The following is a 15,373-nucleotide window of genomic DNA, read 5'->3' on the forward strand; positions in this document are numbered from 1 at the left end:
GAAATCTTATTTAATTAGAAAATATTAGTGCCTCGTTGATTCTGAAATCAACGAGGTTTTTTGTGCTTAGGAAGTGAATTTTTTGCAGGATACAGACTATATGGAAATAGCAAGCAAAGAGGCCGTTAAAGCACTGGGAATGACATGGACTAATCCTTTAGTTGGTGCGGTTATTGTTAAAAACGGCCAGGTCTTAGCTTCCGGCTATCATCATCAGTTTGGACAAGAGCATGCGGAAGTTAATGCACTTAATCGGCTAGACGATATCAAACAAGCTCAAGGTGCAACACTTTACGTGACGCTGGAGCCGTGCAGTCATTACGGTAAGCAGCCGCCTTGCTGCCAAAAAGTAGCTGAGGCCGGAATTAAAGAAGTGATTATCGGACAAATTGATCCCCACGGAATTGTGGCTGGTAAAGGAATTAAGTATTTAAATGAGCACGGCGTTAAAACCAAGGTGCTAGGGGGAACAGAGAAACTAAACGAGGCATATAACTTCTTTTATCAGCATCACCGACCACTCGTAACCTTGAAATATGCGATGTCACTTGACGGGAAGCTTAATGGTGCTGAAAAAGCGCGTACGCTTTTGACTGGCCCTAAAGCCCAGTACGATGTGCAAAAGCTGCGCTTGCACCAGCAGGCGATTTTAATTGGAGCGAACACATTGCGAATTGATAATCCGCAATTAACGGTACGAATACAGGCTTTACCACAGCCGCCCATTCGAATCATTTTAACGCATGATGCAAATCAACTTGATTTAACGCAGAATCTGTTTAAATTACCTGGTCCCATTTGGCTACTTAGTCAGACCGAGTTACAGGACAAGGCCCCGGCCAATGTGCATTGCTTTGTCGCTCACAAGTGGACACCCCAAAAAATTGGTGAGCTTTTAGCTGAACGTGAGATTCAGTCGCTATTAGTTGAGGGTGGCAGCAATCTGTTAGCTGAGTTTTTGGCAGCCGGATTAGCCGATCAAATAGTTGCTTATGTTGCTCCAAAAGTATTGGGCGGAACCGCTCTGCCTGTAGCCGTGGGTGCAGCACTTGCACAAAAATTGGAGTACCAATTAATAGCTGTCCAAGAGCTAGGACAAGATATTCGGATTACGGCAAGGAGAAAATAAATGTTTACAGGAATAATTCAGGCAACTGGTAAAATCACTCGGTTAGAAATTACCGAAAAACACGCTAAGTTAGGCATTTCGGCCGCTGAAATTGCGAAACAAAACTTGCCACTTGGTGCTAGTGTTGCGGTTAATGGAATTTGTTTAACCGTGACTTCTTGGCAAAATAATGAATTTACGGTTGATGTAATGCCGGAAACGATGAAACGGACTAATTTAGGTAAGCTGACTAACGGCAGTTTAGTTAACTTGGAGCCATCGCTTTCCTTGAACGGCAAGCTTGATGGTCACCTTGTGGCCGGTCATGTTGATACTACGGCAGAAATTATTAGTAGAAGTGAAAATGAAAATGCAATTGAATTACGTTTTAAGGTACCGCATAAATATGATCCTTATTTAGTTGAAAAAGGTTCAGTGGCAATTGATGGTATCAGCTTAACGGTGACGATGGCACAAAATGACGAATTTGGCGTAAGTCTGATTCCTTATACCATTGCTAATACCACCTTGGCGCATTATCACGTTCATGACCAGGTTAATCTTGAAATGGATATGATTGGACGTTATGCGGTAAAGCAAATTCAGGCATGGAAAAAAGAATTTTAATGGAGCAAAAAATGGACGAACAATTAGAACAAAAAATGAAGAAAATTTTACGGCACATGCTAAATGGTGGATTAGTAATTGTAGCCGATTCCCCTCAGCGTGAATCGGAGGGAGATATGATTGGCTTAGCCGAAAAAGTAACTCCCGAAGCAGTCAATATGATGATTAGCAAAGCTCGGGGACTTTTATGCGTGCCGATGAGCAAAGCATTTGCGGATAGACTTCAACTTGAACCGATTGAAACGGGGTCAAATGATACTTTTGGCACGGCATTTACCTTGAGCGTTGACTCAACGGAAACTACTACTGGAATTTCTGCTTTTGACCGGGCAAAAACAATCAAGAAGTTGGCTAATCCTGATAGTCAATGGGATGATTTCTACCATCCCGGTCATGTATTTCCGCTTGTAGCTAAAGAAGGTGGAATTCTAGAACGAACTGGTCATACAGAGGCTGCTTTAGACTTAGCTCGCTTAGCTGGTGTGGCCCCAGTTGGTTTTATCTGTGAATGTATTAAAAAAGATGGTCATATGGCGCGGCGAAAGGATTTAAAGGCCTTAGCAGAAGGCTTGGGAATACCATATTTAACCATTGAAGAATTGATTGAGTACCGTAAACACCATGAAGCAAAAGAGCCAGATATCGAATCTTTTACTACAGTTGACTTCCCGACGAAATATGGTCACTTTCAGCTTGAGGGTTTTAAAGACAGCGAGCACCCAGACAAGGAGCCAACTTTACTTATTAGCAAGGGTGATATTAAGCAAGGAAGCCCATTGTTGCTGCGGCTTCACAGTGAATGCTTGACTGGTGACGTATTTGGCTCAAAAAGGTGTGATTGTGGCGCTCAATTAGCTGAGGCCTTAACTAAAATAGAGCAAAACGGTTCAGGTGCGGTATTGTACTTGCGGCAAGAAGGCCGGGGGATTGGGCTTACGAACAAATTGCGCGCTTATCAATTGCAGGACCAAGGAATGGATACGGTCCAGGCAAATCAGCATTTGGGCTTGCCCGTAGATGCTCGCCGATACGACATTGCTGCCGAAATTTTGCGCCAAAAAGGAGTAAATGAAGTTGAATTAATGACAAATAATCCTGATAAGGTCGAGCAATTGGAAAATTATGGGATAAAAGTTACTAAGCGCATTCCCGTCGAAGTTGGAATGACCGCAGAAAACAGGGATTACTTGAAAACTAAGAAACATGCGATGAACCATTTATTAAGTGAGGTTGATTAAAATGAAGGAAATTACGGGAAATATTGCGGCTGGTCAGAATAAAAAAATTGGTATTGTTGTTGCGCAATTTAATGGCGTTGTGACTGATCGTTTACTTCAAGGGGCTATCGGTCAATTACATAAGTCAGGTGTTAAGGACGACAATATCGTAGTTGTTCATGTTCCAGGTGCCTTTGAAATTGCCCGGACAGTTAACTGTTTAGCAAAAAGTGGCAAAGTTGACGGCATCATTGCTTTGGGTGCAGTTATTCGTGGAGCAACCGCTCACTTTACCTATGTTTGTGAGGGAACAACTGCGCAGCTTGCTGCAGCCACTGCTAATGGTAAAGTTCCTGTCATGTTTGGTGTTTTGATGACTGATACGGTTGAACAAGCCACCGATCGTGCTGGTGGAAAAGCCGGCAATAAGGGGGCGGAATGTGCAACTGATGTTTTAGAAGTACTGAACTTAGAAGAACAGATTAACCAGATTTAACCAAAATACATTACTACTTAATTTGCGCCATTTAAATAGGCCATTTCTCCTGAACGAGAAATGACCTATTTTTACTTGCTTTTTAATTTGGCAATCTGTCCAGCCAAATTATTTTTAAAAATAAAAAATCCGACAACTGCAATATCTAAGCCAGCTTTTGTCAGTTTGACAATATTGTGATCATCAATACTGCCATCTGCTTTGATTTGGTAATGATAATTATTTTGCCGTCATAATTCGTCTAACAACTTTACTTTTTCGTAACTCTTAAGTCTATGCCAAAATTGATTTTCATGTTTATGGAAAGCTTAACGCCAATTTATTCAGTAAAACAAGAATTCACGAAAAAGCACCTGTGAGGATAGAATATCATCATTGAGATGGACGCTACTTTAACCATAGGTTATTCGGCCATAATCGCAATTAATGTTTTAATAATTCCTATTTCGTTGTTTCTGGCTAGCATATTGGAGTATGGTTAATAACGGATTATTTTAACCAGTGACGGTTTAGATGCTAGTCCTGATAATACTGCGATAGCTTTACCCCATGCTTGTAACAAAACTGCCTAAAAAATTAGTGCTTGCAAAATTAAGTTTTAGAGTCAGAGTTATTATTACTGCTAGCGATAGCAGGGCCGATAAAAAGAGCGAATCAAGTGGCTGATGAATTATATGGCTTTAATGGAATAAAAATAAATATGATATACGGCTGAAACCTTAAACAGTTAGATAAACACTATCTTAATAGCGTACTCAATAAAAAATAATGCTAAGCTCAAAGTATAAATACAGAAAATAATGATTCTGAATTTGATTATTTTTTGCTAAGCAGTAAATATTTTGTCAAATTATTTAAAAATAAAGTTTGTATCAAAAAAATGATACAAAACAGATTAGATCTTGGTTTCTTTGACCACATAGGTTATTTAAAACAGACTGAAGAAGTATATTTTTATATTGCTGACATTATTGAAAGTAATTAACTTAAGATTTATACATAGAGCACTAAGAAAAATACAAAAAATAATTAATCCGATAATTACTATCGTGAAGTTAATATGTTTTTTGGCTATTAACCAGTAGCAACCTAAGGTAATTAATAATGGTACTAGTCCTTTGAGTAAAGAGTCAAGAATATTTTGAATATTAATAACTTGGCCGCCACCAACATGAAATATCAACTTAGTTTTGAATTGAACTAAGCTACTAGTCATACCTCCTAACATGATTAATCCCAGCGTTCGTGCAGCTTTAGTAAAGACGTTCAATAAGCCTGAAGAATACATTTCAGTGATATGCTCAGAACCAACTGAAAAGCCTAGTTTGGTCATTTCCCAACTACACCATTGTGCAGGAATATTATAGATTAATAAAAATACGATTGGAGCAAGAACATTTCCTTGCATTCCAAATGTCATTGCGATTCCAGCAGCAATGACTCTTAAAATTCCCCAAAATAATGTATCACCAATTCCGGACATTGGACCCATTAGACTAGCTTTGACAGCACTAATTGAAGAAACATCATAATCTTCATGTTCAGCAGCTTGTTTTTCCATCGATGCCACTAAACCTTGACAAAAAGTTCCAATATATTGAGTAATATTATAAAAAATGTATCGCTCAAATGCTTGTCTTTTTTCTTCAAAACCGTTTTTATAATAGTGATCAATGAAAGGCAAAATTGAGTATTTAAAACCCGAACTATATTCGTTGACATATTGCAATGGAGCGTCGATAGTTAGAGATCTAAGGTAAAGCTTAAGTAATAATTTTTTATCTGTGGATGAAGTTTTATTATTCGTATTTGAAGTTACCTTGCGGTGCTTTAAATCAAAAATTTCCTTGTCATAAAAGGCAAAGACAACAGCAAAGACTAAGCCACCAATACCGACAACTAATAGTGGTAATCTAACATATTCAACTAAATAAAGCCTAAAAAAATACCATACAGCAAGTTTCTTGCCTAAGAAGCACTGCAAAACCTGCAGCTGGAAGAAGTCCACCAGTTAGTCCTAAACCATTTTCAACAAATGCTGGAAGTGATTTAATAAAAGCAGCAACAGGTTTTACACCAATTAAAATTGTAATAAAGATTGCAATAAAAAAGATCAGAGATCTTAAAAATCAAATGCTATAATGAAGCCAAATTAATTTTCTTTCATTAGACTTGTCTGCAGCATCTGTCCACGAATTTTGTACTAAAGAAAACAAAACATATGTTCCAACTTCTAACAAGTCTCCAAGCAATAGATGCCTTAGTATCACCGCCACCGATCATGGCATAAGCTACAGCTAAAACTGTAGCAACTGAAGGATTAAGTGAAACAGCCCCCAACATTAACTGCACCAATAAAGGTTGCTTCGAGCATTGCACCTAAAATAATTCCAGTTTGTAAATCGCTTAAGAATAATCCCACCAAAGTTCCAACTACAATAGGTTGATCTGCCATATTTTGTCCTAGTAACCAATTTCCACCATAACAGATAAATTCAGCTAGACCGCAAAGAAAAGCGGCTATAATTATAGTATTAGTCATTTTTATTGCTCCTTTAATAATTTTTCAAAGTCTTCTGCTTTATCAGTTGGAACAACTTGGTGCACTAAGTTAGCATTTATTTTGAAAAGTACTTGTACAGCTTGTTGGTCTATTTTAGTAAGTAAAATAGAGTCAGATAGTTCTTTCTTTTTTTTTCAATTCCATCAAAGCGACCAACATTAGCGATATTTATTCGTTCTATTCTCTTTCCTTGTAAACCTTGATAAATACGATTAGCATCTTTAACTTGGTTAACAACTACATTATCACTTCTCTAATTATGCTTTGTGTTTAATATCATGTTTAACTAATCCAATAATCTTTGTGTCAACATCGTATAAAAATATCTGTTGAGTTTTTTACTATCTAGATGTTTTCTTAAACCTTTAGTAATGTTAAATGACATTACGGAATAATAATTAATTTTACTGATACCATTTTTAATTGAATTACGATATTCCTTATCACTTAATCCTGAACCACCATGGACAACTAGTGGTACAGGTACTGCATGTGAGATTTCATTTAGACGATTAAAGTTAAGATGGGCTTATCACGATAAATGCCGTGAACAGTTCCATATGAAATGGCCATGGCATCTATACCAGTTTGATCATAAAATTTTTTTGCTTCACTAACAGTAGTATAATTATCTATCAAGTTACTATAATCAGGTTTGCCATCTCCTCCATCATGTGTCATTACGTCAACTTCTCCTTCAACACTGGCACCAAGGTCATGAGCAAACTCGACGATCTTTTTTGTTCCAACAATATTTTCATGTATATTTTTCAATGAAAAGTCTAGCATTACGGAACTAAAACCCATTTTTAACGCTTCAATACAAGTTTTAATATCAGTATCATGATCAAGATGAACGACTACTGGTACACTGGCATGCTTTGCCAAATCTAGTGCAAATTTCCCACCAATTCTTAAAGGCGGGTAAGGAAAATGTGATTCGGCGATTTGTAATACTACGGATGAATTTGTTTCTTTAGCTGCGTTCACAATACCGCGTGCAGTGTTAAGATCTGCATAATTAAATGCGCCTAACGCATAGCCTTCCTTTTTAGCCTTAGGTAAGATATCGTTTAAAGTTACTAATGTCATTTGAAATCTCCATTTAAAATATAAATTATTTGTATTTGCTTACATTATTATCGTAATTTATTTAGTTAGTATTTCAATCATTTTTAATTATGGAGATCTAATATGAATGAACGACAAGAATATTTATTAATGCTTTTAAAAGAGAAAAATTACTTAACGATTGATGAACTTTCGAAAGTTCTTCATTATAGTCCCAGTACAGTTAGACGAGATTTAAAGAAGCTTTCAAGTAAAGGCTTGGTTAAGCGCATTCATGGTGGAGTAATTAAACGCTAATGAGATAGAGACACCTACGACAATTAAACAACACCTTAATTTAAGAGAGAGAAAATATATTGCTCAGTTGGCTTCTGTTTATGCTTAAAGTCGTAAAAATATTTTTATAGATAACAGCAGCACTGCAAATATTCTTGCTCGTTGTTTAGGAACTTTTAAGGATTTAAATATAGTAACAACCAATTTAGAAACAGCAATCTATTTGAATTTACACACGCAAAATAAAATTAGTATTATTGGTGGAAACATGATTGATACTTATACGAGTAGTATGAGTACAGTTGAGTATTTAATGGACTTTGTTTTTGATATTTCTTTTATGTCTTGCCGTGGTGTGAGTTTAAAATATGGTGTTACTGACAAAGTTGAGTCTGAATCAAATGTAAGGCGTGCTCTAATAAAAAGAACAAAGAAGTCTATTTTGTTAGTTGATAGTGCAAAGTTTGGACAAGCCTTGCCATATAAAGACTGTGAATTATGCCAAATTTCAGCAGTTGTGACAAATGAGAAGCCAGATAAACAATACAATGAATTTTTCGAACGAAATGGTGTTGAGATTGTTTATTAATGTAATAAGCTCTTGTTATAATTTTAAAAAGGTATGTTTCGAAGTAAAAATTATTTGAACAAATTAATAAGAGCAATATATATACTTAAATTTTAGAGCAATAATCAGTATATGAAAGCATTAGAAAAAGGCTTGAAATTATTCCTATTTAGTCTTTTTAAAACATTTACATACAGGTTTTATATTAAATGAATAAATTCTCTAAGAAACATGGAATGATATATTAGCTTTGTCATAAAAATACTATAATGTACAAATATAACGAAATTAGAATATTTAATTGTAGGAAAGTTATTAAAAATATAAATGACAAAATAAGCTTAAATAACTTGTTGACTTTAAATATCATTTTATATATATAAAATAATAAGCAAAATGTTAAGTGTCTTATCTTGATTTGAGTATAATGCCAACAAGAATAGATAAAGCAACATTGGCGGAATAAAATTTGTGCTGGTAAAAAGTATAATCTTTTTTGATAGCAATTGAACGTAGCTAGTTAAACAATAGTTATAAAGCAAATTGGTTTTGAATGTTAGCTAAGTTTAGATGCGATTAAATTGAAGCTAAGCACGCAAAGATTTTAATTATCAATAATTGTTAACGGATGGATGTTTGAGACTTTTTTCTAGCAGAAAAGTAAGTTTAAAATTTAGCAGGGATAATAAGAGGTTTAAAATTAGTCTTTTTAGTTTTTCCGTTTAAGAGTTTAAGTAAGGTCTCCGCAGCACTTGCTCCCATTAAATAGGGGTTTTGCGAAATTAACTTTGATGCAGGAAGAAATAAATGTGCTAACTTAGTATCAGAGAACCCCGTAACATAGACGGAATTAGTATTTAAAAAGCCATCAGCAATTAACATTGGAATAAATTCTAAAAGCCATCTTTCTTTAAAAGAAAAAATTAATGTTTTTTTCTTATATTTTTCTTGTTCATGTAAAAAAATTTCAATTTTCTTTTTGATGGCAATATGATTATATGTTTCTTCATCTATTTGAATTAAATGTATTTGTCTAGGGTTTGCCACTGAACAAATACCACTGTAACGATCTCGACGAGTAGATGCAATTTTTAATTCAGATGACAAAATTAGAATATCATCACAACCTTTATTTAAGAAATATTTTGTAGCATTCTTTGATACTTCAATATTGTTTGAAATTACTTGAGGCCATCGTGTACATGACAGTCTTCTGTCTAGAATTACTGTTGGAATATCATGAATAAATTCAGATAAAATAGTCTTAATGTTGCTGCTTAAAGGTTGAAAAAGAAGACCATCAAAAAAACTACTACTAACTGTTTTAATTAATTCCTTTTCCTGACTTTGGTCAGAGTTGGTGTCTAATAAGAAAGCTTCGTATCCCTTCACATGTAAAATATTAGAAGCACCTTTAAATAGTTCAGTTGAAAAATAATCATCAATATTGGAAACTACAACAGCAATCGTTTTACTGCGATTTGTAGCCATTTGTCTTGCAGCTAAATTTGGGATATATTTTAGCTTCTTAATTGCTTGTTCAATTGAATACGCTTTTTCCTTAGATAAATGACCTTCTGATTTATTATTTAAATATCTTGATACAGATGCAATAGATACATCAGCTAGTTCGGCTACATTACGAATTGTTGCTTTTTTCATATTAGTTTTTCTTCTTTTTTAGATTTCTTTAAATAATAGTATATCATTTTACTCAATTTTAAAATGTTTTACATAAAATATAATTAATACTATATGTAATTATTAAAAAGCGCTTGCAAATATCATATTTAAGATCTATATTAAAAAGGTAACCGGTTACCCTGAGTTTCGAATATGGGAAATATGAATCTAAAAGTTAAGTAATAGTAGAAAGAGAAAAGTAATGAACTCTTCAATAATAGCCATTTTGTTATTAGTAACTTTTGCTTTGTTTATCTGGTATATCTTAAAGGGCGGAAATCTAATGATTGGGTTCTTTGTGATGGCAATTTTGTGGTGCATAATTGGCTTAATACCTTTTAATGAAGCAATAAATAAAGTATTTGCACAACCCGCATTAAACTATGGACCAACAATAATTTATATTGTATTCGGTTCATGGTTTGGACGCGTACTGGTTGATAGTGGTATAGCACCTGCAATATCAGAAGCGACAAAGTCTATTGGTAAGAAAAAGCCTATATTAGCAACAATTTTAGTTATATTGGTAACAGCGTTTATTTTTATTAGTGCCTATGGAGTTGGATCTGTAATTGCCATCGGTGTAATTCTTTTACCAATTCTTTTGTCATTAGGACTGCCACGTGATTTAGCTTTAACCATTTTCTCAATGGCAATAGGTGCTCCAATGTATATTAACGTGGTTCTTTACAATCAAATGAAAGCTTTTGCCCCAAAAGCTACTTATGACAGTAAATATATCATGTTTGGCATATGTGCTGCAGTTGTTCAATTAATAGCGATTATTATATTTTTATTTTTTAATCGAAAAAAAATTGATGGAGCCAATGCTGATAAAAATTTAGAAATAATAGGTGCTGAAGGAACTGATAATAAAGTAATTAAAGTATCAAAATTAACCTATATAATTCCTATACTTCCAGTTGCAATGAATATGTTATTTAAGTGGGATGCAGTTCCTGCACTCACGCTGGCAAGTATAGTAGCAATTTTTTCAACTGGTCAATTTAAAAACTATAAAAAGGGTCTTAAATTTTTAAATGATTCTATTGCGCATGCAATTAGTGATATTGCTGGCCTTATTATGTTTTTGATGTCATTAGAATGTTTTACCGGTGCTGCTACGCTAAATGCAGCAAAATTTAAGCCCGTTTTAGCAGCAGTTTTACCTCACCAACATTTAATTTTATGCTTAGCGTTAGGAGTGTTAGCACCCCTCGCTTTATTCAGAGGTCCTTTACATGTCTGGGGAGCGGGAGCTGCAACTGCAGCAGTATTATATGGTACAGGTTTATTTAGTGACAATTTTTTATTACCCCTTCTCTATGTTCCAACTTTAATGGCTGTTTCAGTAGATATAACACAGTCTTGGAATGTTTGGGGTCTTGATTATATGAAAGTAAAGTCAAGAGATTTTCTTAAATATGGTGTCCCAGTAATGTGGGCTGTCTCAATTATTAATGAAATTCTTGTTTATTACTTTTTTGGATAAGAGGAAAAGAGGAAAATTATGTCAGAAGTAATCACTATTGGTGAGCCATTAGTTACGTTTTGCTCAAAAGAACCTGATGTTTCATTAACTGATGCATTAGAGTTTCATAAAATTATGGGTGGAGCTGAATTGAATGTAGCAATTGGTGTTAAAAGATTAGGACATTCAGTTGAATATGTAACTCGGGTTGGTCAAGATCCAATGGGAAAATTCGTACAGAAAACAATTGATGCATGTCATGTTGGAACGAAGTATGTTAGCTATGATGACTATTACTATACAGGTCATCAAATGAAGCAATTAGTAACACACGGGGATCCAGTGGTAGTTAACTATCGGCATGATTCCGCGGCATGTCATCTTAAGGAAGATCAATTGGATAAAATTGATCTAAGTAATGTCAAAATAGCCCATATGTCTGGTATCTTCCCAGCAATATCAGATATAGCAGAAAATACATTTAGGGTATTTTATCAAAAATTAATTAACGCAAATAAGTTTATTACATTTGATCCCAATCTAAGACCATCTTTATGGAAAAGTAAAGAATATATGATTGAAACTGTTAATGAACTTGCAGGGATGGCTGATATTGTTTTACCAGGAATTGAAGAAGGCAAAATTTTAGTCGGCACCGATAGTCCAGAAGAAATTGCTAACTTTTATTTGAGAGGAAAACGCACACAAGCAGTAATGGTTAAGCTAGGAGAGCAAGGTGTTTTTGTCAAAACTAGCAAAAATAAAAAATACACTGTTCCTGGTTTTAAGGCTACTAAAGTTATTGATACGGTCGGTGCAGGAGATGGTTTTGCATTAGGACTTATTACAGCCCTGCTTGAAGGTAAAAGTTTGAAATCAGCTGCTGTTCGTGGAAATGCGGTTGGTTGTTTACAAGTTCAAACCTTAGGAGATAATGATGGTTATCCTACTGTAAAGGAATTAAAACGTTTCTACGAAAAACAAGGATTCTCTGAAGATGAAGCTACAAGTTGCAATTGATCGTGTAAAACTAGATGAGGCGATCGATTTAGTAAAACGTTTGGATGGTATAGCTGATATCATAGAATTAGGTACATCGCTAATAAAAGACTATGGTCTATACGCATTAAAAAGTAAAAGAATTAGCTTAAGAAAAAGTCTATTATTGATGGATATTAAAACAAATGATGAAGGTGAATATGAATTTACTCAAGGATTTAATGCCGGTGCTGACATACTTTCAATAATGGGATCAGCAAATAAAGTAACACTTGATTTAGCATATCAAATTGCACAACAAAAAAATAAAAAAATGCTAATTGATTTGATGGGACTTAATTACAGTGAAGTTCGAAAAATAGCTAATTATCCTAATGCAATTTATAATTTGCATAATTCACATGACGAACATAAAACAGTTGCAATTACTACAGAAATTATGCAATTTAAAAAAGAATACCCAAATATTCAAAGTATAGCAGTTGCTGGAGGAATAAATTTGAAACAAGCCAGGCTACTTGTCAAGCAAGGCCAAACAGAGATAGTAATTGTAGGGAGTCAAATTATAAAAGCTGACAACCCAATAAAAAAAGCTCTTGAATTTAAGGAGGCTATTAGTCATGAAAGCTGAATCAACAAGCATAATTAATCAGGTTTTGAAAGAAATTAATTATGTTTTACACAAAGTTGATGAAAGACAAATTGACCAGGTAGTTAATACAATTAAGAAAGATAAAAGGATATTTGTTTTAGGTTTTGGTAGATCAGGTTTTATGGCAAAAAGTTTTGCTATGAGATTAATGCATATTGGTTATCAAGTTTATGTAATAGGTGAAACCATTACTCCCTCTATTCAAAAGGAAGATATTTTAATATCCGTTTCAGGTTCTGGTAACACAAAAAGTGTCTTAGACCTAACACAAAAAGCATATGAAATGGGGGTGAACATAATTGTTGTAACTAGCAATAGGAATTCACAGTTAGCAAAACTAGCAAGTAATTTACTAATAATTCCTGGCGCTACAAAAAATGGTGACGGCGTTAGATCAATCCAACTTCTAAGTAGCTTATTTGATCAGACTACACATATTGTTTTGGATATTTTATGTCTAAAATTAAGCTTACGTGATCATATTTCTAATGAAGAAGCGAAAAAAGAGCATAGCAATTTGGAATAATAAGAGGGAAAATTATGTTATTAAAATTCGAATTGATTAATAAAGTTCGACAATCAGGAGTAGTGGCTGTAATCAGAGGATATAACGAAAATAATTCTTATAAAACTGCTGAAGCTTGTATTGAAGGTAATATTAATGCGATTGAGCTTGCATTTACTTCACCAGATGCCGATATAACAATAAGGAAATTAAATGAAAAATATAAGGCAAACTCTAAAGTTATTATTGGTGCAGGAACCGTTTTAGATCCTGATACAGCCAGACTTGCTATTGTAGCTGGAGCTAAATTTATTGTAAGTCCTTCTTTTAATAAAGAAACTGCTAAGCTTTGTAACCTATATGAGATTCCTTATATACCTGGATGTCTTACACCCACTGAAGTACAACTTGCTTTAACCTATGGTGCTGATGTAATTAAGGCTTTTCCTGGTTCAGTTGTAGGGATGTCGATAATTAATGAGATCCATGGGCCATTTCCAGATGTAAATATTATGCCAACGGGCGGAATTTCGTTATCTAACATGATCGAATGGTTCAAAAAAGGAGCCTTTGTTGTTGGAGTTGGAGGAAGCTTGGTCACTCCAGCTAAAAAAGACGATTATCAAAAAGTTACTGAAAACGCTAATAAATTTCATAAAAAATATATTGAATACATTAAAAATAGAGGAGACAATTATGACACTAATAATTAATACTTTAGTTTATGAAAAAGAAATTCAAAGTGGAATAAGTCAGCTTGATTTAGTTGACCGAATTGCAGATTTAAATGCTGATGGAATTGAGATTCGTAGAGAGTATTTTAAAAATACAGATCGAGAAATTAAAGAGCTTGCACCTGCAATTAAACAAAAAGGGCTACTAGTAAATTATAGTGTACCTGATAATATTTTTGATGAAGCAGGAGAGTTTAATCAAAAGTTACCTAAATATTACGAAGAGGCCAGAAGGCTGGGTGCACAAAAAATAAAGTTTAGTACAGGTAATTTTTATCAATATCATAATGATTTAAAGGAAGATTTATCAATATTGCCACTAGCAGAAATTCAAACTACAATTGAAAATGATCAAACTCCTATTGGTGGTAATCCTGATACTGTATACGATTTTTTAATGGCTGCACGCAAAGCAGGTTTTAATTCAATTAACTGTACTTTTGATGTGGGCAACTTAGCTTTTACAGGTTTTGATCCTAACCTTTCAGCTCAAAAGCTTGCACCATTTGTTACATATATTCATTTAAAGAATCCTATGCTTACTAAAGAAGGACAAATGCAAAATACTGATTCTCTAGATAAAGGGATGTTTAATTGGCGAGCTATTATTCGTTATTTGCCTAAAGATGCACAATGTGCATTTGAATTTGCCATGCCCGATGATGAGGTAATAGGACAAGAAATGAAAAAATTTCATGAATACTTTAGCAATAAAAGGTAGATTAATATTATTAATTAGCTATAGAGATAATTACTTAAATAATATAGTAAGAACTAAATTTTTCTTTTTAAGAAGACTTAGTTCTTTTTTCTTTAAAATTATTAATCACTTTTTAGAAGTTATTTGGAGTAATTATAGACATAAAATAGGTATTTAATACTAAAAATTACTAAATGTGAGGTGTTTGTTTAATTATCAGTGAAATTTGTCAACCTGTTTTTAGTTCGACTATTATTTTTCTCTGTGCTTTTTCAATTTGTCATGTAAAATACATTGGATCGGAGATCACAAAATAAACAAATAAGCCTGATGCGGCAACCGTGATTGTTTTAAAAAACATACCAATATTAGTTATTAATGTCCATATTAAAAAGCAAATGAAAGCTGCAGCAAGCGGTAATCTTATTTGATTGAAATAGCGTTATTGTGCTTTTGCACGCAAGGCCTTATCTTGATCTAAATTTTTAAGTTCCCGTTCTGCCATTTTATTTCCTTTATTATGGAATTAAAATAAAATTTCCCTTAATTATAGCACCGAATTTAAACAAATTGACAATAAATATGCAAAACAAAAAGAAATGCAAAGAAGACAATGTTTGCTAATTCTCTGCGATCAGTTCCTCTGACTAAAACTGCTGTTAACCGACAAATAAAGAAAAATTGTTGGTTGTTTGCAATTTTA

Annotated in this window: 16 protein-coding genes and 1 pseudogene; 12 read left to right on the forward strand and 5 right to left on the reverse strand. The window is 33.9% G+C overall.

The window, feature by feature from the left end:
• The first annotated feature begins 73 nt into the window (after positions 1-73).
• The 4 genes from ribD to ribH are packed head-to-tail and all read left to right on the forward strand — an operon-like array spanning position 74 to position 3,448.
• Positions 74-1,129, forward strand: a complete 1,056-nt coding sequence (gene ribD, locus J3U54_RS07850) for a bifunctional diaminohydroxyphosphoribosylaminopyrimidine deaminase/5-amino-6-(5-phosphoribosylamino)uracil reductase RibD (RefSeq protein ID WP_267385652.1) — start codon at positions 74-76, stop codon at positions 1,127-1,129.
• On the forward strand, positions 1,130-1,735 hold the full coding sequence (locus J3U54_RS07855; protein WP_103752879.1) for a riboflavin synthase: 606 nt from the start codon (positions 1,130-1,132) through the stop codon (positions 1,733-1,735).
• 11 nt (positions 1,736-1,746) lie between these two features.
• Complete coding sequence (gene ribA / locus J3U54_RS07860) at positions 1,747-2,973, forward strand: GTP cyclohydrolase II (protein ID WP_267385653.1); 1,227 nt, start codon at positions 1,747-1,749, stop codon at positions 2,971-2,973.
• A gap of 1 nt (position 2,974) precedes the next feature.
• Positions 2,975-3,448 (forward strand): 6,7-dimethyl-8-ribityllumazine synthase, encoded by a 474-nt coding sequence (ribH, locus tag J3U54_RS07865; RefSeq protein ID WP_267385654.1) that lies wholly within the window; start codon positions 2,975-2,977, stop codon positions 3,446-3,448.
• Positions 3,449-4,376: 928 nt separating this feature from the next.
• Here ribH and J3U54_RS07870 read toward each other — a convergent pair.
• The 4 genes and pseudogenes from J3U54_RS07870 to J3U54_RS07880 all read right to left on the reverse strand — a co-directional run bounded on the left by J3U54_RS07870 (position 4,377) and on the right by J3U54_RS07880 (position 7,103).
• Entirely contained in the window at positions 4,377-5,456 is a 1,080-nt protein-coding gene (locus J3U54_RS07870; RefSeq protein WP_267385655.1) for a PTS system mannose/fructose/sorbose family transporter subunit IID, read from the reverse strand.
• The gene (locus tag J3U54_RS09155; RefSeq protein ID WP_103752920.1) at positions 5,386-5,565 is read right to left on the reverse strand and encodes a PTS sugar transporter subunit IIC; all 180 of its coding nucleotides are present in this window, start codon (positions 5,563-5,565) and stop codon (positions 5,386-5,388) included. Before J3U54_RS09155 ends, J3U54_RS07870 begins: the two co-directional genes overlap by 71 nt.
• Before the next feature lie 203 nt (positions 5,566-5,768).
• Positions 5,769-5,990 (reverse strand): PTS sugar transporter subunit IIC, encoded by a 222-nt coding sequence (locus J3U54_RS07875; protein ID WP_217349843.1) that lies wholly within the window; start codon positions 5,988-5,990, stop codon positions 5,769-5,771.
• 307 nt (positions 5,991-6,297) lie between these two features.
• A pseudogene (locus tag J3U54_RS07880) lies at positions 6,298-7,103 on the reverse strand (class II fructose-bisphosphate aldolase).
• A gap of 102 nt (positions 7,104-7,205) precedes the next feature.
• Between J3U54_RS07880 and J3U54_RS07885 the strand changes: the two are divergent.
• Together J3U54_RS07885 and J3U54_RS07890 are read left to right on the forward strand one after the other, a co-directional pair.
• Complete coding sequence (locus J3U54_RS07885; RefSeq protein WP_103752884.1) at positions 7,206-7,379, forward strand: DeoR family transcriptional regulator; 174 nt, start codon at positions 7,206-7,208, stop codon at positions 7,377-7,379.
• Positions 7,380-7,485: 106 nt separating this feature from the next.
• Entirely contained in the window at positions 7,486-7,947 is a 462-nt protein-coding gene (locus J3U54_RS07890) for a DeoR/GlpR family DNA-binding transcription regulator (RefSeq protein WP_228706358.1), read from the forward strand.
• 645 nt (positions 7,948-8,592) lie between these two features.
• Here J3U54_RS07890 and J3U54_RS07895 read toward each other — a convergent pair.
• Complete coding sequence (locus J3U54_RS07895) at positions 8,593-9,588, reverse strand: LacI family DNA-binding transcriptional regulator (RefSeq protein ID WP_103752886.1); 996 nt, start codon at positions 9,586-9,588, stop codon at positions 8,593-8,595.
• A 223-nt stretch (positions 9,589-9,811) separates the two neighbouring features.
• Here J3U54_RS07895 and J3U54_RS07900 point away from each other — a divergent pair, with 223 nt between their 5' ends.
• Genes J3U54_RS07900 through J3U54_RS07925 form a run of 6 tightly spaced genes read left to right on the forward strand, consistent with a single transcriptional unit; the run spans position 9,812 to position 14,691 of the window.
• A complete protein-coding gene (locus J3U54_RS07900; RefSeq protein ID WP_103752887.1) occupies positions 9,812-11,101 on the forward strand; it encodes a gluconate:proton symporter in 1,290 nt (429 codons plus the stop codon).
• 18 nt (positions 11,102-11,119) lie between these two features.
• Positions 11,120-12,100, forward strand: coding sequence for a sugar kinase (locus J3U54_RS07905; protein ID WP_220235104.1), 981 nt, complete (start codon positions 11,120-11,122; stop codon positions 12,098-12,100).
• Complete coding sequence (locus tag J3U54_RS07910) at positions 12,078-12,710, forward strand: orotidine 5'-phosphate decarboxylase / HUMPS family protein (RefSeq protein WP_103752889.1); 633 nt, start codon at positions 12,078-12,080, stop codon at positions 12,708-12,710. The genes J3U54_RS07905 and J3U54_RS07910 overlap by 23 nt, the downstream gene beginning before the upstream one ends.
• The gene (gene hxlB, locus J3U54_RS07915; RefSeq protein ID WP_267385656.1) at positions 12,700-13,257 is read left to right on the forward strand and encodes a 6-phospho-3-hexuloisomerase; all 558 of its coding nucleotides are present in this window, start codon (positions 12,700-12,702) and stop codon (positions 13,255-13,257) included. Before J3U54_RS07910 ends, hxlB begins: the two co-directional genes overlap by 11 nt.
• A gap of 14 nt (positions 13,258-13,271) precedes the next feature.
• Entirely contained in the window at positions 13,272-13,949 is a 678-nt protein-coding gene (locus J3U54_RS07920; RefSeq protein ID WP_103752891.1) for a bifunctional 2-keto-4-hydroxyglutarate aldolase/2-keto-3-deoxy-6-phosphogluconate aldolase, read from the forward strand.
• Complete coding sequence (locus tag J3U54_RS07925; RefSeq protein WP_103752892.1) at positions 13,933-14,691, forward strand: sugar phosphate isomerase/epimerase family protein; 759 nt, start codon at positions 13,933-13,935, stop codon at positions 14,689-14,691. The genes J3U54_RS07920 and J3U54_RS07925 overlap by 17 nt, the downstream gene beginning before the upstream one ends.
• Positions 14,692-15,373 lie beyond the last annotated feature (682 nt).

This window comes from Lactobacillus sp. B4007 (assembly GCF_026535895.1).
Lineage (GTDB): Bacteria > Bacillota > Bacilli > Lactobacillales > Lactobacillaceae > Lactobacillus > Lactobacillus panisapium.